General features: G+C 61.5%; 17 protein-coding genes and 2 pseudogenes. 6 read left to right on the top strand and 13 right to left on the bottom strand.

All coding sequences use genetic code 11. The annotated features are described in order from the left end of the window. Nucleotides 1–85: 85 nt before the first annotated feature. The 3 genes and pseudogenes from AB4N73_RS25360 to AB4N73_RS25350 all read left to right on the top strand — a co-directional run bounded on the left by AB4N73_RS25360 (nt 86) and on the right by AB4N73_RS25350 (nt 2,740). Nucleotides 86–673, top strand: a complete 588-nt coding sequence (locus tag AB4N73_RS25360) for a GNAT family N-acetyltransferase (RefSeq protein ID WP_252877409.1) — start codon at nt 86–88, stop codon at nt 671–673. 147 nt (nt 674–820) lie between these two features. Then, nucleotides 821–1,834: pseudogene (locus AB4N73_RS25355) on the top strand (methyl-accepting chemotaxis protein); the annotation flags it as partial. Nucleotides 1,835–1,876: 42 nt separating this feature from the next. Continuing rightward, nucleotides 1,877–2,740 (top strand): methyl-accepting chemotaxis protein, encoded by an 864-nt coding sequence (locus AB4N73_RS25350; protein WP_370593494.1) that lies wholly within the window; start codon nt 1,877–1,879, stop codon nt 2,738–2,740. Nucleotides 2,741–3,156: 416 nt separating this feature from the next. On the opposite strand, the gene AB4N73_RS25345 is transcribed toward AB4N73_RS25350, so the two are convergent. From AB4N73_RS25345 to AB4N73_RS25325, 5 genes are all read right to left on the bottom strand, one after another. Continuing rightward, on the bottom strand, nt 3,157–3,576 hold the full coding sequence (locus tag AB4N73_RS25345) for a PIN domain-containing protein (protein WP_460142706.1): 420 nt from the start codon (nt 3,574–3,576) through the stop codon (nt 3,157–3,159). Further along, nucleotides 3,573–3,818 carry a FitA-like ribbon-helix-helix domain-containing protein gene (locus AB4N73_RS25340; protein WP_041477893.1) on the bottom strand — a complete coding sequence of 82 codons (246 nt, stop codon included), beginning with the start codon at nt 3,816–3,818 and terminating at the stop codon, nt 3,573–3,575. The genes AB4N73_RS25345 and AB4N73_RS25340 overlap by 4 nt, the downstream gene beginning before the upstream one ends. Before the next feature lie 218 nt (nt 3,819–4,036). Continuing rightward, nucleotides 4,037–5,587 carry an FGGY-family carbohydrate kinase gene (locus AB4N73_RS25335; RefSeq protein WP_460142705.1) on the bottom strand — a complete coding sequence of 517 codons (1,551 nt, stop codon included), beginning with the start codon at nt 5,585–5,587 and terminating at the stop codon, nt 4,037–4,039. Beyond that, nucleotides 5,584–7,179 (bottom strand): glycerol-3-phosphate dehydrogenase/oxidase, encoded by a 1,596-nt coding sequence (locus tag AB4N73_RS25330; RefSeq protein WP_460142704.1) that lies wholly within the window; start codon nt 7,177–7,179, stop codon nt 5,584–5,586. Before AB4N73_RS25330 ends, AB4N73_RS25335 begins: the two co-directional genes overlap by 4 nt. Continuing rightward, nucleotides 7,176–8,780, bottom strand: coding sequence for an FAD-binding oxidoreductase (locus AB4N73_RS25325; RefSeq protein ID WP_460142703.1), 1,605 nt, complete (start codon nt 8,778–8,780; stop codon nt 7,176–7,178). The genes AB4N73_RS25330 and AB4N73_RS25325 overlap by 4 nt, the downstream gene beginning before the upstream one ends. Nucleotides 8,781–8,968: 188 nt before the next feature. Here AB4N73_RS25325 and gliR point away from each other — a divergent pair, with 188 nt between their 5' ends. After that, a complete protein-coding gene (gene gliR / locus AB4N73_RS25320; protein ID WP_460142702.1) occupies nt 8,969–9,985 on the top strand; it encodes an AraC family transcriptional regulator GliR in 1,017 nt (338 codons plus the stop codon). Nucleotides 9,986–10,464: 479 nt separating this feature from the next. Then, the gene (locus tag AB4N73_RS25315) at nt 10,465–10,830 is read left to right on the top strand and encodes a DUF6124 family protein (RefSeq protein ID WP_095180333.1); all 366 of its coding nucleotides are present in this window, start codon (nt 10,465–10,467) and stop codon (nt 10,828–10,830) included. A 253-nt stretch (nt 10,831–11,083) separates the two neighbouring features. Here the strand turns inward: AB4N73_RS25315 and AB4N73_RS25310 are convergent, their stop codons facing one another. The 7 genes and pseudogenes from AB4N73_RS25310 to AB4N73_RS25280 all read right to left on the bottom strand — a co-directional run bounded on the left by AB4N73_RS25310 (nt 11,084) and on the right by AB4N73_RS25280 (nt 18,310). Further along, nucleotides 11,084–11,452, bottom strand: a complete 369-nt coding sequence (locus tag AB4N73_RS25310) for a glyoxalase superfamily protein (protein ID WP_016771789.1) — start codon at nt 11,450–11,452, stop codon at nt 11,084–11,086. A gap of 198 nt (nt 11,453–11,650) precedes the next feature. Continuing rightward, nucleotides 11,651–13,108 (bottom strand): N-acyl-D-amino-acid deacylase family protein, encoded by a 1,458-nt coding sequence (locus tag AB4N73_RS25305; RefSeq protein WP_460142701.1) that lies wholly within the window; start codon nt 13,106–13,108, stop codon nt 11,651–11,653. Between the two features lies 1 nt (nt 13,109). Then, nucleotides 13,110–13,970: a MurR/RpiR family transcriptional regulator gene (locus tag AB4N73_RS25300; RefSeq protein ID WP_460142700.1), complete on the bottom strand. Its 861-nt coding sequence runs from the start codon at nt 13,968–13,970 to the stop codon at nt 13,110–13,112. A gap of 16 nt (nt 13,971–13,986) precedes the next feature. Further along, a pseudogene (locus tag AB4N73_RS25295) lies at nt 13,987–15,337 on the bottom strand (GntP family permease). A gap of 365 nt (nt 15,338–15,702) precedes the next feature. Then, a complete protein-coding gene (locus AB4N73_RS25290; RefSeq protein WP_460142699.1) occupies nt 15,703–16,596 on the bottom strand; it encodes an NAD-dependent epimerase/dehydratase family protein in 894 nt (297 codons plus the stop codon). Nucleotides 16,597–16,699: 103 nt separating this feature from the next. Beyond that, on the bottom strand, nt 16,700–17,611 hold the full coding sequence (locus tag AB4N73_RS25285) for a LysR family transcriptional regulator (RefSeq protein WP_041477877.1): 912 nt from the start codon (nt 17,609–17,611) through the stop codon (nt 16,700–16,702). Nucleotides 17,612–17,719: 108 nt separating this feature from the next. After that, a complete protein-coding gene (locus AB4N73_RS25280; RefSeq protein ID WP_095180328.1) occupies nt 17,720–18,310 on the bottom strand; it encodes an NADPH:quinone oxidoreductase MdaB in 591 nt (196 codons plus the stop codon). Nucleotides 18,311–18,492: 182 nt separating this feature from the next. Here AB4N73_RS25280 and AB4N73_RS25275 point away from each other — a divergent pair, with 182 nt between their 5' ends. Next, nucleotides 18,493–18,807, top strand: a complete 315-nt coding sequence (locus AB4N73_RS25275; protein WP_122750833.1) for a putative quinol monooxygenase — start codon at nt 18,493–18,495, stop codon at nt 18,805–18,807. Here AB4N73_RS25275 and AB4N73_RS25270 read toward each other — a convergent pair. After that, nucleotides 18,797–19,561: a sulfite exporter TauE/SafE family protein gene (locus AB4N73_RS25270; protein ID WP_460142698.1), complete on the bottom strand. Its 765-nt coding sequence runs from the start codon at nt 19,559–19,561 to the stop codon at nt 18,797–18,799. The two genes, AB4N73_RS25275 and AB4N73_RS25270, sit on opposite strands and share 11 nt — an antisense overlap. Nucleotides 19,562–19,569: the final 8 nt, after the last annotated feature.

Genomic DNA, 19,569 nt, shown 5'->3' with positions numbered 1-19,569 from the left:
TTTTTTCGCCTCGGCTTCTCCATATCTTGCCGCTCCCCACCATATGCGCGACTCTGCCTGCAGATCCCTCGCCAAGGAGCGCTCGATGCCGCTGTTATCCCTGCCCTGCCCGCGCCTGACCCTTGCCATCCTCTCCCCCGATCAAGCCGAGCTCGAAAGCGCGTTCTACCAGCGCAACCTCCGCCACCTGGCGCCGTGGTCGCCCATCCGCACCACCGACTACTTCTCCACCGCCAACATCCGTCGTCGCTTGGAGATCCAGGCCAGTGCTTTCGAAGCCGGGTTAGCCATGCATTTCGCGCTGCTGTCGTCGGACGGTCAGCAGATGATCGGTGCGTGCAATTTCAGCGGGGTTATTCGTGGGGCGTTTCAGGCGTGTTATTTGGGTTATCACATCGATGAGGCGCATCAGGGGCTGGGTTTGATGCAGGAGGGGCTGGAGGCGGGGATTGGTTATATGTTCGATGTGCAGAATCTGCATCGGATCATGGCCAATTACATTCCGGGCAATGAGCGCAGTGCGCGGTTGCTTGAGCGCTTGGGTTTTGAGCGCGAGGGCTATGCGAAGGCGTATCTGAACATCGCCGGACGTTGGCAGGATCATGTGCTGACGGCGCTGGTCAATCCGGGGTTCGAGGCGCCGGATCAGCGTTGGTCGCGGCGCCTGGGTTGAGTTGCGCGAAATCTGTCCGACAAAAATCCTTTCAGCTCTCGGGTTTGCGGCCGATACAGACCTGCTAACACCCCTGCTGGCTCAAAAGAACAACAATCTTCCAGCTTAACTGACGACCAAGAAACCCAACGTTTCTGGAGGATTTGCATGAATAGCTGGTTCGGTAACATCAGCGTGAACATGAAACTCGGCCTGGGCTTCGGCCTCGTGCTGGCCCTGACCTGCGTTCTGGCGCTGACCGGCTGGACCAGCCTCGGCGGCCTGATCGACCGCAGCAACTGGATGAGCGACATCACCCAGCTCAACGCTGGCCTGACCAAACTGCGCGTGGTGCGCCTGCAATACATGCTGACCAATGGCGACGAAACCGCCGCGCAGAATGTGCAGACCACCCTGGAAAGCTTCGCTGCTCAGCAGCAGGCGTTGATCAGCAAATTCAAGAGTCCGGAGAACGTCAAACTGCTCAAGCAGCAGGCGGCGACCATCGCTGAATACCAGACCTCGCTGAACAAAATGCGCAACGCCTATCGCACCGGCAACAGCGCCCGCGACACCATGAGCGTCAATGCCCAGAACGCCTACAACCTGATCGAATCGATCAGCCAGCGCGTGCAGCAGATGGAGTTGAGCGATCAGCGTTTCGAGCAGTTCCAGGCGGTTACTGCAGCGAAGGAAGCCTTCATCCTCGCGCGCTATGAAGTGCGTGGTTACACCGCGACCAGCAATGCCGAAACCGAGCAGAAAGCCGTCGGCCAGATCGACGCGGCCATCGCCAGTCTCAAGCCACTGAATGCGCAATTTGCCGCGACTCAGCAGGATGCCCTGCGCCAATTGGAAACCGCGCTGACCAGCTATCGCAGTGCGTTGATGGCGTACAAGAACGCCAACACCGAGGCGGTGCAGGCGCGTAAGGAAATGACCGATCAGGGCACCACCATCGTCGCCCTGAGCGAACAGCTGTACCAGATCCAGCTTGATCGCCGTGACGCCGAAAGTGCCCAGGCGCGCACCTTCCAGTTGATCAGTACGTTGCTGGCGCTGCTGGTTGGCGTGATTGCGGCGGTAATCATCACCCGTCAGATCACCCGTCCGTTGCAGGAAACCCTCGCCGTGGTCGAGCGCATCGCCAGCGGCGACCTGACCCAGAATGTCACCGTTACCCGCCGCGACGAACTCGGCGTGTTGCAGCAAGGCATCGCGCGCATGGGCGTGACCCTGCGTGACTTGATCAGCGGCATCCGCGACGGCGTCACGCAGATTGCCAGCGCCGCCGAAGAGTTGTCGGCCGTGACCGAGCAGACCAGTGCGGGTGTGAACAGCCAGAAAGTCGAGACCGATCAGGTCGCCACGGCCATGCACGAAATGACTGCCACCGTGCAGGAAGTTGCGCGTAATGCTGAGGAAGCGTCGCAAGCCGCCGCCGCCGCTGACGGCGAAGCTCGTGAAGGCGACAAGGTTGTGAATGAGGCCATCGCGCAGATCGAGCGTCTGGCCAGCGAAGTGGTGCGTTCGACCGAAGCGATGAGCGTGTTGCAGCAGGAAAGCGACAAGATCGGCAGCGTCATGGACGTGATCAAGGCTGTCGCCGAACAGACCAACCTGCTCGCACTCAACGCCGCGATCGAGGCGGCACGTGCCGGTGAAGCCGGGCGTGGTTTTGCCGTGGTCGCCGATGAGGTGCGCGGTTTGGCTCAACGCACGCAGAAATCCACCGAGGAAATCGAAGGTCTGGTCGCCGGTCTGCAGAACGGCACCCAGCAGGTTTCTGCAGTGATGAACAACAGCCGCGCGCTAACCGACAGCAGCGTCGCCCTGACGCGCAAGGCCGGCGCCTCGCTGGAAAACATCACCCGTACAGTGTCGAACATCCAGTCGATGAACCAGCAGATCGCCGCCGCTGCCGAACAGCAAAGCGCCGTGGCCGAAGAGATCAGCCGCAGCATCATCAACGTCCGCGACGTGTCCGAGCAGACCGCAGCGGCGAGTGATGAGACGGCAGCGTCGAGTGTTGAACTGGCGCGGTTGGGTGGTCAGTTGCAGCAGATGGTCAGCCACTTCCGCGTATGACGTTGGTTTTGCGCTGAGGCTGAAATCGAATCGCGGGCAAGCCCGCTCCCACAGGTTTTCGTGATCGAGCACTGTTGATGTGTTCACCTCGATAACTGTGGGAGCGGGCTTGAACGCGAAATCGGTGGATCAGCCAAATCAACATTGCCTGACACTCCGTCTTCGCGAGCAGGCTCGCTCCCACATTTGGATTTATGTGGGTCACAGGATTTGAGCACACCGCAGATCCCTTGTGGGAGCGGGCTTGCCCGCGAAGGCGGTGGGTCAGTCAAATCAACATTGCCTGACACTCCGCATTCGCGAGCAGGCTCGCTCCCACATTGGATTTGTGTGCCACGCTGGATTTTGATCCCGTCGCACAATCCCTGTGGGAGCGAGCCTGCTCGCGAAAGCGGTTTAAATGACGGAGCAGATTTTCAGACCTGCCACGGATTGATCACTTTAACCCCGGAAAACTCGAAGTACCGGACGTTACGTGTAGCAATCGCGGCTCCACGATTTCGGCAGATCGCTGCGATTTGCGCATCGGCTATTGCAATCCCCCGCCCTTTCGCCTCTGCATCGGCTACCAGCGTCGCGTACTCGACGGCTGCGTGGGCATCGAATGGCAAAATCCGCCCGGCAAAATCCTCTTCAAACATTGCCAAAGCGTGGGCCTGGAGTTTTTGTTTGCGCTTGGCGGAAGGTAATCGAGCGATGCCGTGCAGTATCTCCGCCACGGTGATTGCGCTGATGACCAGGTCCATGGCCGGTTGCGCATCCACCCAAGCCAACACTTGAGCCTCGGGTTCGATGCGCATGAATTCGGATAGAACGTTGGTATCGAGCACTATCATTCAGAAAAATCCACCCCGAGCGGTTTTTCTACACGCGCAGGCAGATCGAGCTCGGCTCCGCCCTCGGCGCTGAAACGCTGGTGGATCCGACTGCCCAGCCCTCCGGCACGATCAACCGTAGTGAGCGCTCGGCCCAGAATCAGCCGAGCCTCTTCTTCCATGGAATGTCCGTTGTGTGCAGCGGTAATGCGCAACTGCTCCTTGAGCTTCTCGTCAAGGTTTCGAATGGTAATGCTGGCCACGTCGCCCTCCTGCAATCAATGAAATCATCGATTGCAGGCTAGCATATTCAGGTTCGATTGGAGTCAGGCCCGCCGAGCGGCATCGTCGGTAACGGCACACCGCAATACCCCTGTGGGAGCGAGCCTGCTCGCGAAAGCGGTGGATCATTCAGATCATCATTGACTGACACTCCGCCTTCGCGAGCAGGCTCGCTCCCACAGGGGTCTATGGTGTCAGGCTATTCGGGATACCCGGTGATTTTGCGGATGCTTTGGTACAGCGGTTTGAGCTGCCGGTACATGCGCAAATACACCTCTTTATACAACTGCTCATAAACCTTCTGCGCCTCAGGCTGCGGTGTGAAAACCGCTCCAACCCGAGTCATCGCCGCAATGGCCGATGGGAAATCCCTGTGCAATCCCAACCCCACCGCACAGCAAATCGCCGCCCCCAACCCGGACGCTTCATACACATGCGGACGCTCTGCCGGCAGGCCGAAGATGTTGGCGGTCAGTTGCATGGCGGCGTCGCTTTGTGAGCCGCCGCCGGCGACGCGCAGGCGTTTGATCGAGACTTTTGAGCGTCGCTCGATGTTCTCCATGCCCTGGCGCAACGCGTAGGCCAGGCCTTCGAGAATGGCCCGGTAGATGTGCGCGCGGGTGTGTACGTCGCCGAAGCCAATCATCGCGCCTTTGGCTTCTACGCCCGGTTCGCGGATGCCCGGTGACCAGTACGGTTGCAGCATCAGGCCCATCGAGCCCGGTGGCACATCGTTGACCAGTGCGTCGAACAGTTGCTCCGGCTCGATGCCCTGGGCTTTCGCCTGCTGCATCTCGCGCAGGCCGAATTCGTTCTTGAACCAGCTGACCATCCAGTAGCCGCGATAGATCATCACTTCGCAGTTGTACTGATCGGGCACGGCCGAGGGGTACGGCGGGATCAGCGGGACGATTTCCAGGTAGCGTGAGCGGGTGCTGGTGATGGTCGCGGTGGTGCCGTAAGACAGGCACACGGTGCGCGCATCGACCACGCCAGAGCCGATCACTTCGCAGGCCTTGTCCGCGCCCGCCGCGATCAGCGGCAGGCCTTCGGGAATGCCGGTGTGGCGGGCGGCTTCGGCTGTGATGTAGCCGAGGGTTTCGCCGGGTTTGTGCAGGCTCGGCAACTGCTCCGGGCGCACCGCCAGTGCCTGCCATTTCCAGTCGCGCGGCGCCGCCCATCTCAGCCGTTTGAAGTCGAAGGGCAGATAGCCGACGCAGCAGCCGACCGAATCGACGAAGCGCCCGCACAAGCGATGGGTGAGGAAGCCTGAAAGCAGTAAATACTTGTCAGTCGCCGCCCACACCTCGGGCTGATGCCGGGCGATCCAGTTGGCCTCGGCCTGGGCGCGGAAATAATCCACCGTCGCTTGGGCGCCGACCAGTTTGAACAGCCAGCCCCACGGCCCTTTGATGCCACCCTCGACCTCAGCCTGACGTTGATCGAGCCAGACAATTGCCGGGCGCAGCGGTGTGCCCTTGGCGTCCACGTTGATCACCGTGCCGCGCTGGGTGGTCAGGGACACGCCGGCAATCTGCGCACGGTCGATGCCGGTCTGCTGCCAGAGTTGCTGGCAGGCCTCGCCGAGTTTCGCCCAGTAATATTCCGGGTCCTGTTCGGCCCAACCGGGTTGCGTCGAGTAGTACGCCTGCAAGTCGACTTTGCCTTTGCCGAGCAGATTGCCCTGCAAATCGAAGAGCAACGCGCGCACGCTCTGGGTGCCGTTGTCGATGGCTAATAGGTATTTCATGGCGTGATCTCCGGCAAGCCGTGATCGCGCAGCCACAACAATCGATAACGCTGAATTTCCGCTAGCCAGCGCTCATCATCCCAGGCCAATCGTGGCTGGCACAGCGTGCGGATCGCCGGGAAAAAATCCTCGCCACCGCGCGGCAGCAACAGGCCCAAACGGGTGCGACGCAGCAGCAAATCATCCAGGTGCACAACCATTTCCGCCTCGCAGGCAAACGCCAGCTCTGCCCACAAAGTATCGGTGGCGCCAACCGTTTCCAGACCGAGTTCGCCGAGCAATTGCGCCAGCCTCGGCAGGTCTCGACCGTGACGTCCGGCCAGGCGTCGCCATTGATTGCCACTCAGTCCCGCAATCGTCAGCGGCGGCACAGCGGCGAACACCGGCGCGCCGTCATCGACAAAAGAACGCCCAAGCATCGCCGCACAAGCCTTGAGCACTTCGAGCGCTTGCGGGCGAAATGTGGTCAGTTTGCCGCCGGCCAAAGTCACGCAACCCGGCTCCTGCCACAACACATGTTCGCGGGTTTCGTTGGACGGTTTGCCCTGCTGCGCACGCGTTGCGCTGCCCACCACCGGACGCACGCCTGACCAGGTCGAGAGCACGTCGTCGACGCCCACTTCGGCGCCGGGAAATTGCTGCTGGCACGCGGCGAGCAGATAGTCGAGTTCGTCGCTGGAAATGCGCGCACTGTGGTCTAGGTCCTCGCGGTGATCGAGGTCCGTGGTGCCGACCACCGTCGCGCCTTCCCACGGAAACACGAACACCGGGCGCCGGTCGCGCTGATGCAGAAAAGTGAACGCCTGCGCCACTGGCAAACGCCAGCCTGGCAGCAACAGATGACTGCCGCGCAACGGTCGCAATTGCTTCGCTGCTTCGGCGGGACGCAAGCGCTCAGCCCAAGCGCCCGTAGCCACGGCCAGCACGCCAGAGCGCAATCGCAGCGTCGCGCCGCCCTCGCCATCTTCGATCTGAACCCCGCACACCCGCCCGCCTTCACGCAGCAGTTGCGTGACCCGCACACCACTGATAATCACCGCACCATCGGCCCGGGCCTCGCGCAGTACGCGCATCACCAGCCGCGCGTCATCGGTCAGGGCATCGACAAAACAGCTGCCGCCGAGCAGGCCGTTTTCCTTCACCCCCGGGGCGAGAAAACGCAGTTGCTGCGCGTCATGAAAAGCATGGTTGCGCCGCCCCGCCAGCGCGTCGTACACCGAGAGCAGGCCGCCCATGACGCGCGGCCCGGGAAAGCCGCCGCGATAGTGCGGCATCATGAAACTCATCGGCTCGACCAGCCCCGGCGCTTCGTCGAGGAGGCGCTGACGCTCGCGCACCGAATCGCGGGTCAGGCGCCACTGGCCCTTGGCGATGTACCGCAAACCGCCGTGGACCATTTTCGATGATCGGCTGGACGTACCCCAGGCAAAATCACGCTGTTCCAGCAGCAAACAGCGCCAGCCCCGGCGCGCGGCTTCGCGGACGATTCCGGCGCCGCTGATGCCGCCGCCGATGACGATCAGGTCCCAGGTTTGATCCGCCAGCGTCGGCAGAATCTGCTCGCGCCACTGCGCGTTCCAGTTCGCCATCATGGCCGCGACTCTGGCAATAACGTGCCGGGATTGAGGCGCCCTTCCGGGTCGAAATGTTCGCTCAGCGCCTGCAACGTCTGCATCGCCAGCGGGCCTTTTTCGCGCAGCAGATACGGCGCGTGATCCTTGCCGACGCCGTGCTGATGACTGATCGTGCCGTGGTTGTCGACGATGGTCTGGCTGGCCGCGTGTTTGAGCATCCGCCAGCGCGCCAGCGTCGCGGCGTAGTCCGCTGCCGGGCGAAACACGTAGGTGGTGTAAATGCTCGAGCCTTCGCCGTAAACGTGCGAGAGATGAGTGAACACATGCACCCGTTCGCCCTCGGCGGCCAAGGCGTCGCGCAGGCTGTTTTCGATGAGGCTGAGCAAGTGGTCGACGTTGCTCCAGTCGGTGGCCGTTTCGAGGGTGTCGACCACGTAACCAGCGTTCCACAGGTTCTCGCGCAGGTAGGGAAAGCGGAAACGGTTCTGCGCCCACTTCTTGCCCAGCAGCGTGCCGGTGAACACGCCGCCGAAGGCTTTCAGATGCTGGCGCGCGTGTTTCAGTGACAGTGCGTTTTGCTGGCGATTGCCGGTGACGCCGAAGGTCAGCAGGCATTTGCCGTCGCCGGCGCCGCGCAGCTTGAGGTACTTTTCCAGCCAGGCGATCTGTTGCGGATGGCCGGCCAGCGCCAGTTGCGTTTCGGTTTCCACCGCGTTCGACAGACGCAGCATCGACAGCGGTACGCGCGCCTGCGCCAATTGGCGGATCGCTTGCAGCGCCTGCGGCCAATCGGGCAGAAACACGCCGTAGAAACGCTCGTCCGCCGGCAACGCACTGACTCGCACTTTGACTTCGGAAATGATCCCGAAACGGCCCTCGCAACCGAGCACCATTTCACGCAGATCGGGACCTGCCGCCGACGCGGGAAAGGTTGGAATCTGCAGAGGCCCGGCGAAGGTTTCCAGGGTGCCGCCGGCAAACAATTGCTCGATCCGCCCGTAGCGCAACGACTGCTGGCCACTGGAACGACTGGCCACCCAACCGCCCAGCGTCGACAGCTCCCACGACTGCGGAAAATGCCCCAGCGTGTAGCCGCGCGCGCGCAATTGGCTTTCGACTTGCGGCCCGCTGGCGCCGGGGCCGAATGTCGCCAGCAGGCTCTGTTCGTCGAGGTCGGTCAGGCGATTCATCCGCGCCAGCGACACCGTCAGCACCGGGCGCGCGGAGTTCGGCGGATTGATGTGCCCGGCCACCGATGTGCCGCCGCCGTAGGGAATCAGGCACAGATCCTGATCATGGGCGAGCGCCAGCAATTGGCGGATCTGTTCGGCGCTTTCGGGAAAGGCCACGGCATCGGGATACGTGCCCAGCGCACCTTCGCGTAATGCCAACCAGTCCGGCAGGCTCTGGCCACGCGCGTGCAGCAGGCGATCGTGAGTATCGACGCTGTACAAGCGTTGCGGCACCAGACGCGAGGTGGGCACTTGCGCCAACGCCGCTGCCAGAGTCGCATCGGGCAATGCCCGGCCGGCGCCCAAGCGTTCGTCGAGAAATGTCGCGCCCTGGGCCGGCAGTTCGACCACCGTGCCTGCCTCTCCCCAGCCGTTCCAGCGTCGCATGCGTGTGTCCTTTTTCTGCCGTTGGATCAAGCTTGCATACTAGTCAGCGCTGGAGATCTGTCACGGTCGCATCCGGCCAGATCATGTAGCCAATGGCGCCAAACGTCCGGGCATTTACATTCGCCGGGCAATCCACTTACCTTGCGCCATTCATTCGCTCACGCGCCGTCGATCAAAGGACCGCGACCATGCCATCGCTCGGCTTCACTTCCGTTCCGCCGCTGCTCAAATACCTGCGCCACGCCGAACAGTTGGGCATGGCCATCGAGCCTGCATTGGCGGCGGCCGGGTTGCAGGCGCAGCAGTTGAGCGACAACACCTTGCGCCTGCCGGGTGAGGTTCACGAGCGCTTGCTGGATTATTTCTGCGAGCACTCGGGCGATGGGTTGTTCGGGCTGCATGCGGCGAATTTCGTCCTGCCCAATTCGTGGAGCGTGCTCGGTTACATCACCATGAATTGCGCGACGCTGGGCGATGCGATGAGCCGGATCATGCCGTTCGAAAAACTCGTCGGCGACATGGGCGTCAGCCGCGCCGAGGTGCAGGGCGAGCACGTGCATCTGATCTGGACCTGCCGCTACGAGCGGCCACGAATTCGTCGGCATCTGGTGGAAAACGTGCTCGGTTCGTGGCTGCACTATGCGCGCTGGATCGCCGACACGCAGCTGTCGCCGGCCTGCGTATGGCTGGAGCATGCGCGGCCGGATGCGGTGACGCAGGCCGAGTACGAGGCGTTTTTTGGTTGCCCGGTGCGGTTCGATCAGGCGTGTTCGGCGCTGGTGGTGCCGCTGGATTATTTGCAGTTGCCGCTGCGCCAGGCCGATGCGCAATTGCTGCGAACCCTGGAAGAACACGCGATGGGTTTGCTGGCGACGCTGGAAGAGGCGTCGCTGGCGCAGCAGGTGAAAAACATCCTGCGCGGTTTGCTCAAGGAGGGCTTGCCGCGCAAGGAGCAAGTGGCGGAGCAGCTCAGCGTCTCGGTGCGCACGTTGCAGCGGCAATTGCAGCAGGTCGGGACGTCGTATCAGCAGATTCTTGATGAGCTGCGTCAGGAGTTGGCGGAGCATTATTTGCTCAACAGCACGTTGCCGATTCAGGACATTGCGCAGTATCTGGGCTTCACCGAACCGCGCTCGTTTCATCGCACGTTCAAGAGCTGGCGCGGGATGCCGCCGGGGGAGTTTCGGCTGCGGAATCGGCGGTGATGCTGATGGCCTCTTCGCGAGCAGGCTCGCTCCCACAGTAGTTCTCGGTTGCCTGCATTTCCGAGTTCACCGCAGCCCCCTTGTGGGAGCGAGCCTGCTCGCGAAGGCGTCATTTGCCACACCGATTAAACGCGTCTTGGCACAACTGTTTAAAGCCGCCAGACATTCAGCGAAACCACCCACAATTCCTTGCGCCCCTGCCTACGCCTGCGCCAGAATCCGCCGGCTTGTGCGCCTTGGGGGCTGCCGGTAACTTGATTCGGTCACCGATTTCTCAGTGACCGAGCTTAGCGGCTCGGACAGCATTCCGGTTGTACAAGTCCAATCCAGTCAGGCTCACGCCTGCACTCGATGGTGGCTGTGCGCATGGCATCTTCGGATGCACCGGGTTGAATGCTTACCGGTCCGCTAACTTGCGCACAGCTGCCTCCCTTTGCTTAGCGGCGAAACGGATGCAGCTTCATAAGAGGCAAGCATTCATGTTCAAAGTAACCCCAAACCCGCCCCCCACCGACTCGGCATCCCCCTACGAATCCGCCGACTCGAAGAAATTCCACGAAGCCGCCGACCGCGCCCTCGACCATTACCTCGGCCCATCCAGCGCTGAATTCATGGCCCCGCCCTACAAGTCCAACACGCTGTACATGGCCAATCCCGAGGCCGACAACGAATCGCTGTTGGCCGACGCCTGCGAAACGTTGGGGTCGGCGACGGTGATGCTCAACGATCAGGCGGGGCTGGTGAACGGCTCGCAGCGCAAGACGTTGCAGGGCATTGCGCAGATTGTGATGGTTGCGGAGATGGCGGTGAATCGGGTGCTGGATCGGTTGGTGCCGACTGATTGAGGGTTTTTGGGGGATTTGGTGTGGGCTGATTTTGGTGGGGTGTCAGGGATTGCCCTCACCCCAGCCCTCTCCCAGAGGGAGAGGGGGCCGACCGTGCGATGCTCACGAAATACGCCGACCTGAAATGATCGCTGTGAATCCATATTCGACACGGTCGTTCAGGTAGACGTTTGAAGCACGGTCAACTCGGTCGGTCCCCTCTCCCCTCCGGGAGAGGGCTAGGGTGAGGGGCTTTTGATCTCAGGCATGCAGATCAAAGACTGATCGCATTGGTAAACACCAACCGATTGCCAAACGGATCAGCAATGGTCATGTCCTGACTCCCCCAAGGCATCGCCTGAATCTGCGGATGCGAGAACTTGTAATCCTTGGCCATCAGCTGCTGCTGAAACGCCTCCAGCTCATCGGTCTCGATACGCAGCGCCGAACCCGGGCAGGCATCGCCGTGATGCTCGGACAGATGCAGCACACACTCGCCCCGCGACACCTGCAGATACAGCGGAAAATTCGCTTCGAAGCGATGCTGCCAGTCGATCTTGAAACCGAGAAAATCGACGTAGAACTCGACAGCCTTGGCCTCATCGAAGATCCGCAGGATCGGGGTGGTTTTGCCGAAGCTCATGGGGTGCTCCCTGACTGATTGGCCCCACAGTGTAGATGGGGAGGATGTCAGCAAATCGGCTTGTGGATGGCTTTCTTTAATTGCACAGTGCCACTATGAGACATACATTAAAAGATCGCAGCCTTCGGCAGCCCCTGCATTGGAATGCGATCTCCTGTAGGAGCTGCCGAAGGCTGCGATCTTTTGGCGCCATCATCATCAATAAAATCCTTCGCGCAAATTACCTTCGCGAGCCAGAAACCGCCCTGCCCTGCTGCCATTCGCCTGCCCGTCGCGATAACTCAACACGCCGTTGACCCAAACCCCGTCAATCCCCTGCGCCGCCCGCTGCGGATCGTTGAAATCGGCCACGTCACGCACGGTTTGCGGATCAAACAACACCAGATCCGCCCAATGTCCTTCACGAATCTCGCCTCTTTCCTGCAAGCCAAAACGCGCCGCCGACAGGCCGGTCATTTTGTGCACGGCGGTGTGCAGCGGAAACAGGCCGACGTCGCGACTGAAGTGGCCCAGCACCCGTGGGAAAGCGCCCCACAGGCGCGGATGCGGGAACGGGTCTTCGGGCAGTCCGTCAGAGCCGACCATCGAAAGCGGATGGGCGAGGATTCTTCTGACGTCGGCCTCGTCCATGCCGTAGTACACCGCGCCCGCCGGTTGCAGACGTTTCGCGATTTCTTCCAGCGACAGTTTCCATTCGCCAGCGATGTCGATCAGGTCGCGCCCGCTGACTTCCGGATGCGGTGTTGACCAGGTAATGGTGATGCGGTGCGCGTCGGTGACTTGCTTCAAATCCAGGGTCGAAGAACTCGCCGCATAGGGATAGCAATCGCAGCCGACCGGATGGGTTTTCGCTGCCTCTTCCAGCGCTGCGAGCAATTGCGGACTGCGCCCCCAGTTACCGACGCCGGCGCATTTGAGGTGGGAAATGATCACCGGTGATTGCGCGTGGCGGCCGATCTGAAACGCCTCGTCCATCGCCTCCAATACCGGGGCGAATTCGCTGCGCAAATGGGTGGTATACACCGCGCCGAACGCCGTCAGTTCTTCGGTCAGTTGCATGACTTCATCAGTGGACGCGTTGAAGGCGCTGGCGTAGGCCAGGCCTGTGGATAAACCCAACGCGCCGGCCTCGAGGCTGTCGCGCAACTGCTCGCGCATGGCGGCGATTTCGCCGGGTGTCGCGGTGCGGAACAAGTCGTCGAGGTGATTGCTGCGCAGCGCCGTGTGGCCGACTAGTGCGGCGACGTTCAACGTGGTGTTGGCCGCTTCGACGGCAACGCGGTAGTCGCTGAAACGCGGGTAGACGAACGCCGCTGCGCTGCCGAGCAGGTTCATCGGATCCGGCGGATTGCCCTTCAAGGTGACCGGCGAAGCGCTGATGCCGCAATTGCCGACAATCACCGTGGTCACGCCCTGGCTGAGCTTGGGCAGCATCTCGGGTTGGCGAATGACCACGGTGTCGTCGTGGGTGTGCACGTCGATGAAACCCGGCGCCAGCACCCGGCCGGCGGCGTCGATTTCTTCGCTGGCGCGGGCGTCAGGCAGATTGCCGATGCGCTCGATGCGGCCATTGAGAATCGCCACGTCTGCGCGGTAGCCCGGCGTGTTGCTGCCGTCGATAACCAGCGCGTTGCGGATCAGGGTGTCGTACTGCATGTCAGTCTCCCAGCGGCAGGTGATCGTCGCCGCCACGGTATTCGTCGAGGGCGAGTTTGATTCGCCGCAGACGTTCTTGATTGTCTTCAGGGCTGGCCAGCGCCAGTTCGGTGGCGAGCACGTCGATGGCCAACAGCATGCCGTAGCGCGCCGCCGTCGGTTTGTAGATGAACGAGGTTTCCGCGCCCTGCAGCGGCAGCACGACGTCGGCCAGTTCCGCCAGTGGTGAATCGCCGCGAGTGATGGCGAGAATGCGCGCGCCGTAGTTGCGCGCCAGCTCTACGGTTTCCAAAAGCTCCGGGGTGATGCCGGTCAGCGAGCAGGCGATCAGCACTTGCTCGGCGTTCAAACTGGCGGCGGTGACGCGCATCATCACCGCGTCATGACACACCGCAATCGGGTAACCGAGGCGCACCAGACGCACCTGCAATTCATCGCTGCACAGGGCCGAGCAACCGCCCATGCCGAACGCGTGAATCATCCGCGCCTGGCTGAGCAATTTCACTGCGTCGGCGAACCGCGATTCGTCAAATCCGGCCAGATGCTGGCGCAGCGTGGTTTCGATGTCGCCGACAATCTGCCCGTAGAACGCCGACTGCTCGGGCGTGCCCGCCGGGTCGAGAAACCGGCTGCCAACGCCGCTGGCCTGGGCCAGTTGCAGGCGCAGATCACGCAGGTCTCGGCAGCCGACCGTGCGGGCAAAGCGCGACAGCGTGGCGGTGCTGACCTCGGCCCGGTGCGCGAGGTCTTCGAGGCTGGCGCTGGCGGCAAACCCGACATCGTCGAGCATCAACCGCGCAATGCGCCCCTCGCCGGCGCTGAAGGAATCCTGGCGGGCGCGGATCTGGTAGAGGATGTCCATGGGCGGCGGGCTCCGGTTACAGCAGGTAGGAAAGGCCGACGGTCAGCGCGAAAGCGACCAGCGAAATCAGCGTCTCGAGCACCGTCCAGGTCTTGAACGTCTGCGCGACCGTCATGTTGAAGTATTCCTTGATCAACCAGAAGCCGCCGTCGTTGACGTGGGAAAAGATAACCGAGCCGGCGCCGGTCGCCAGCACCAAAAAGCTCAGGGTGTGGATAACCCAGACCGATGGCCACCGGCGCAACGACGCCTGATGCGGTGGTCATCGCCACGGTTGCAGAACCGGTGGCGACACGCATCAGCGCGGCGAACAACCAGCCCATGATCAGCGGCGACAGGTGGAATTCGTGAGCGAGGCCGACGATCTGATCGGTGACGCCGGCCTCCACCAGAATCCGGTTCAAGCCGCCACCAGCGCCGACCAGCAAGGTGATGCTGGCGGTGGGCGCGAGGCATTCGTTGGTGAATTTGAGGATCGATTCGCGGTTGAAACCTTGGGCAATCCCTAGCGTCCAGAAGCTCAGCAAAGTCGCCAGCAACAGCGCGATCACCGAATTGCCGATGAACAGCAGGAACTGGTTGAAAGCGCTGCCGGGAGTGGAAATAAGGTTAGCCCAGCCGCCGATCAACATCAGCACCACCGGCAGCAGAATGGTTGCCATGGTGATGCCGAAACCCGGCAATCTGTCGCGCGGCTCGCGCTCGAGAAATTGCTTTTCCAACGGATTGTCCGCCGGCAATTGAATGCGCGGCACGATGAACTTGGCGTACAGCGGCCCGGCGATGATCGCGGTCGGAATGCCGATCGCGATCGCGTACAACAAGGTCTGCCCGACCGACGCCTGATAGGCCTGCACCGCGAGCATCGCCGCCGGGTGCGGTGGCACCAGCGCATGCACCACCGAGAGCCCGGCAACCATCGGCAGACCGACCATCAGAATCGACACGCCAACGCGGCGGGCGACGGTGAAGGCGATTGGCACCAGCAGGACGAAACCGACTTCGAAGAACAGCGGCAAGCCGACCAGAAACGCGATGCAGACCATCGCCCAGTGCGCGTTCTTTTCGCCGAATCGCTCGATCAGCGTGCGCGCCATCTGCTCGGCGCCGCCGGACTCGGCCATCATCTTGCCGAGCATCGTCCCCAACGCCACCACCAGCGCAATATGCCCCAACGTCTTGCCGACGCCCGCCTCATAAGCGCCGACCACCGCCGACGGCGGCATCCCGGCCACCAGCGCCAGGCCCAGGGAAATCAGGGTGATGACAATGAACGGATTGAGCCGGTAACGGGCGATCAACACGATCAGCGCGATGATGGCCACGGCGGCGTAGACCAGCAGCCAATAGCCGAAGGAAGGCGTCATGCGGTACTCCTCGAAAGGGTCACGTTCGAATGGGTTGTGAAACTCATAAATCATTTCGAGATAGAGATTTCAAACCACATGAAAGTAATTTTCGTGGAGAGACAAGACGTGTCGCTGGCGGATATGTGGTGTCGTGATTAATGAAAATCGGAGGGCGGGATTTTCATGACTTTCTGGCCACCACAAAGTCCCTGTGGGAGCTGGCTTGCCAGCGATGACGGCGCCACGTTCAACATGGGTGGCGACTGATCCACCGCTATCGCTGGCAAGCCAGCTCCCACAGGAATTACATTTTTCCAGGCAGAACGCGGTCACCTGTGGGAGCGAGCCTGCTCGCGAATGGCTTCACTCGGTGCGCGCTGGACTCACACCATTTCGTTACGAATCCATTCCACCACCGACGTGCGCTTCGGCGTCCAGCCCAGCAGTTCCCGGGCGTGTTTGCCGCGTACGCGGCTGTTGGAACCGAGGCCGTAGTTGGCCATTTCATAGCCCCATTCGGCTTCGGCGTCTTGCAATGGCCAGTCTTGCGGTTCGCCCAGATTGAGGGCTTCGGCCATGGCGGTGGTCATGTCGATGAACGAGGCTTCACCGCTTTCAACGAAGTAGAAAGTGCCCGGCACATTCCTGGTCAGCGCCAGCCGATACAAGGCGACGACGTCTTCGATGTGCACGTTGGACCAGATGTTCTGCCCTGTCCCGACGTGGCGAACGACGCCGCTTTTGCGCGCCTGCTTGAGCAGTCGCGGCAATTGCACGCTGTCGCGGTTGACGCCCAGGCTGTGGCCGTAGATGAGGGTGTTGCAGATCACCGCCGAGTTCACGCCATCCTGCGCCGCCGCGAGCACCAGATTGTCGATGGCTACGCGATCGGCCTTGTCGACAGTCGGCTCCGGTAGGTTGTCCTCGTAGTAAATGTCGTCGCTGGATTTGCCGCCGGAAGCGTCGCCGACAATGCTCGAACCGCTGGTGTGCAGAAAGACTTTATTAGAGCCGCGCAAAGCGTCGAGTAACGCTTCCACCGCACCGCGATGGTCGCTGCTGGCAGCGTTGATGACGGCATCGGCAGCATGCGCCTGTTGCGCCAGCAATTGGCTGTCATCGAGGGTGCCGATTACCGCGTTCATGTCCAATGCTTTCAGCTCATCAACCTGCTCCGCGCTGCGCACCAGGCCGGTGACGTTGTGCCCGGCCTGCACCAGGCCGGTGGCGATGGACCCACCGATAAATCCGGCCGCGCCGGTAACGAATACGTTCATGGAGAAACTCCCTGCGTGAATAAGTGATGCAGCGAGTATCGGCCGATGATACCCGGCGAAAAACCCGCCCTCGGCCAATTCACTCTTGCGCAGGGATCACGAATCAGTCTTTGAATTCGGCGCTGGCGTAGGCGGCGAGTTTGCCCTGGATAAAGTCGAGGAAGCACTGGATGCGCAACGCCAGTTGCGAGTTGCGGTAGTACACGGCGTTGATCGGCTGGCGGTAGCCGCTGTTGAATTCGCCGAGCAGGACTTTCAGGCGTCCGGCGCGGATGTCGTCGATGGTCATGAAATGCGACAGACAGGCAATGCCCTGCCCTTCCAGTGCCAAATGGCGCACGGTCTCGCCGCTGGAAGCGCTGATTGCCGGGGTGATCGGCCAGCGGTCGCCATGCACATAGCGCAGCGGCCATTGGTTGAGGCCTTCGTTCTGGGTAAAGCCGAGCAACGTGTGTTCGCTCAAATCCGCCACTTGTCGTGGCGCACCGTGCTTTTTCAAATAGGCGGGGCTGGCGACGATCATCAACGGACTGCAACCGAGCGAACGCGCATGCAGCGTCGAGTCGGCGAGGGTGCCGATGCGGATGGCGACGTCGGTGCTTTGTTCCAGCAGGTCAATGATCAGGTCATTGCTGTTGAGTTCGAGCAGGATGTCCGGGTACAGCTGCCGGAATTCGTCGATGTAGGGAACGATGGCGTGGAGCATGAACGGCGAGGCAGCGTTGATGCGCAGGCGCCCGGATGGGGTCTGCTGGCGCGAGGACAGGCGTTCTTCGAGTTGATCCATCTGGTCGAGAATCAACTTGGCCTGTTCGAAGAAATACTTGCCCTCCTCGGTCAGGTCCATGCGTCGCGTGGTGCGGTTGATCAGCGTGGTGTCGAGCTTGGCTTCGAGCTTCGACAGCGTACGACTGACGGCCGACGGCGTCTGGCCGACCTGCTCGGCGGCGGCGGAAATCGAACCGCACTCGATCACGCAGACGAAAATCTGCAACTCATCGGATCTGGCTTTCACGGGTGTCCTCTTTGGAATCGCCAAGATCGCAACCAATCGCCATGCCCTCTGCAGGAGCTGCCGAAGGCTGCGATCTTTTGCTGTGACCCCGATATTAGCCTGAAAGCCTCAAGCCTTGAGGCCAAACACCTCAGTCAGATGCTGCTCATAACGCGCCACATCGTTTTCGATATTCGGACGCTTCATTACGTCGACGCAGAGGAAGGTCGGCAGCGCGGTCATGCCCAGAAACTCGTTGGCCTTGTGGAACGGGAAGTACACCGCGTCCACGCCTTTGGCTTCGAAGAAATCCGTCGGGTCATCGAAGGCTTGCTGCGGCGCGTTCCAGGTCAGCGACAGCATGTATTGCTTGCCCTGAATCAGACCGCCACTGCCGTACTTCTGCGAGGCATCGGAACGGGTGCGGCCGTCGCTGGCGTAGAGGCTGCCGTGACCTTCGGTGAAGACTTCGTCGAGGTACTTTTTCACCGTCCACGGCGCGCCCATCCACCAGCCCGGCATCTGATAAATGATCACGTCGGCCCAGAGGAACTTGGCCACTTCTTCGGCAACGTCGTAGCCCTCATCAATGAAGGTGGTCTTGACGTCGACACCGCCGCGATCGAGCACGCTCAGCGCGGTTTCGTGCAGGGTGGTGTTATAGCGGCCATCGGAGTGGGCGAATTTTTTACCGCCATTGAGCAACAGCACTTTCTTCATCGGAAAACCTCGGCGCAGCCTTCAAGGCTGGATTGAAACAGGAATTGGAATGGCGGCAGATTAACCATCGATCTCGCGCGGAAACAGCCACATCGACGCAAAATACATTTGATCAAAACGCACGAATCGATCGCCAATTGTTGCCGTAGCATTCAGCGCTTTCTGCATTCGAGGAAGTTGTGATGAGTGAACGCCAGGGTTTCATCCTGCACGCCAAGACCCGCCCGGAAAAAGCCGCCGAATTCGAAGCGCTGTTCCGCGCTTACGTCGAGCCAAGCCGCGCCGAACCGGGCTGTATCGAGTACCACATGCTGCGCGACAAGGAAGATCCGACGCTGTTTATCTTCTACGAGATCTGGGCAAGCCAGGCGCATCTGGATGAGCATTCGGCATTGCCGCACATGAAAGCGTTTTTCGCCAGGCGCATGGAATATCTGGAGCGCGATTTCGATATCCGCGCGATCGACATGCTCAGCGAATCGTCGGCTAGCCGCTGATCAGCAAATGGGCGCCGAGCGCGCCCAGTCCGATAAAGAACACCCGCTTGAACAGCACCGCACTGATGCGCTGACGCAGCCACTGACCGAGCCACATGCCAAGCATGGCCGGGATCAGCGCCAGCAGCGAGGCGCTCAATTCGCCACCGCCAAGTGCGCCGTGCCAGAGCAGCCCAGCGGCCAGCGCCAGGGTCGAGACGGTGAAGGACAGGCCGAGCGCCTGCACCAGCTCATCGCGGCTCAGCCCCAGCGCTTGCAGGTACGGCACCGCCGGAATCACGAAGACGCCGGTGGCGGAGGTGATGACGCCGGTGATCAGGCCACACAGCGGGCCGAGCCAGCGTTCATGACGCGGGTTGACGTGCAAAGTCGGCAGAAACAGTCCGCTCAATGCGTACAGCAGCAGCGCCGCGCCAAGTCCGCGCACTACCCAATGTCCGCTGGACATGCCGAGCCAGAGGGTGCCGATGCCGGTCCCGAGGAAGATCATCAGCAGCATGGGCCAGAGGCGTTTGATCAATCCCTGCAAATGACCGCCGAAGGCCAGTTGCCAGAGGTTGGTCAGGGTCGCGGGGACAATCAACAAAGCGGCTGCCTGCGCCGGCGCCATAGCCAGACCGAGCAGGCCCATCGCGACAGTGGGCAGACCGAGGCCGATCACGCCTTTGACCGTGCCGGCGAGGAGGAAGGTGGCGATGACCAGTAGAGAAAGGGCCAGGCCGAGGGTTTGGTAGAAGTCGGTTAGTGTGTGCATTGGGGTAA

This window comes from Pseudomonas sp. S3_B08 (genome assembly GCF_054667725.1).
Note: the sequence above shows the minus strand (reverse complement) of the source record. Positions and strands in the feature narration are given on the sequence as shown.

Excerpts from the sequence above, each read along its gene's own strand:
- AB4N73_RS25280 (WP_095180328.1), bottom strand. The coding sequence starts at position 18,310 with ATGAAGAAAGTGCTGTTGCTCAATGGCGGTAAAAAATTCGCCCACTCC.
- AB4N73_RS25275 (WP_122750833.1), top strand. The coding sequence starts at position 18,493 with ATGAGTGAACGCCAGGGTTTCATCCTGCACGCCAAGACCCGCCCGGAA.
- AB4N73_RS25335 (WP_460142705.1), bottom strand. The coding sequence starts at position 5,587 with ATGAAATACCTATTAGCCATCGACAACGGCACCCAGAGCGTGCGCGCG.
- AB4N73_RS25325 (WP_460142703.1), bottom strand. The coding sequence starts at position 8,780 with ATGCGACGCTGGAACGGCTGGGGAGAGGCAGGCACGGTGGTCGAACTG.
- AB4N73_RS25300 (WP_460142700.1), bottom strand. The coding sequence starts at position 13,970 with ATGGACATCCTCTACCAGATCCGCGCCCGCCAGGATTCCTTCAGCGCC.
- AB4N73_RS25310 (WP_016771789.1), bottom strand. The coding sequence starts at position 11,452 with ATGAGCTTCGGCAAAACCACCCCGATCCTGCGGATCTTCGATGAGGCC.
- AB4N73_RS25360 (WP_252877409.1), top strand. The coding sequence starts at position 86 with ATGCCGCTGTTATCCCTGCCCTGCCCGCGCCTGACCCTTGCCATCCTC.
- AB4N73_RS25345 (WP_460142706.1), bottom strand. The coding sequence starts at position 3,576 with ATGATAGTGCTCGATACCAACGTTCTATCCGAATTCATGCGCATCGAA.
- gliR (WP_460142702.1), top strand. The coding sequence starts at position 8,969 with ATGCCATCGCTCGGCTTCACTTCCGTTCCGCCGCTGCTCAAATACCTG.
- AB4N73_RS25305 (WP_460142701.1), bottom strand. The coding sequence starts at position 13,108 with ATGCAGTACGACACCCTGATCCGCAACGCGCTGGTTATCGACGGCAGC.
- AB4N73_RS25315 (WP_095180333.1), top strand. The coding sequence starts at position 10,465 with ATGTTCAAAGTAACCCCAAACCCGCCCCCCACCGACTCGGCATCCCCC.
- AB4N73_RS25290 (WP_460142699.1), bottom strand. The coding sequence starts at position 16,596 with ATGAACGTATTCGTTACCGGCGCGGCCGGATTTATCGGTGGGTCCATC.
- AB4N73_RS25350 (WP_370593494.1), top strand. The coding sequence starts at position 1,877 with ATGGGCGTGACCCTGCGTGACTTGATCAGCGGCATCCGCGACGGCGTC.
- AB4N73_RS25330 (WP_460142704.1), bottom strand. The coding sequence starts at position 7,179 with ATGATGGCGAACTGGAACGCGCAGTGGCGCGAGCAGATTCTGCCGACG.
- AB4N73_RS25270 (WP_460142698.1), bottom strand. The coding sequence starts at position 19,561 with ATGCACACACTAACCGACTTCTACCAAACCCTCGGCCTGGCCCTTTCT.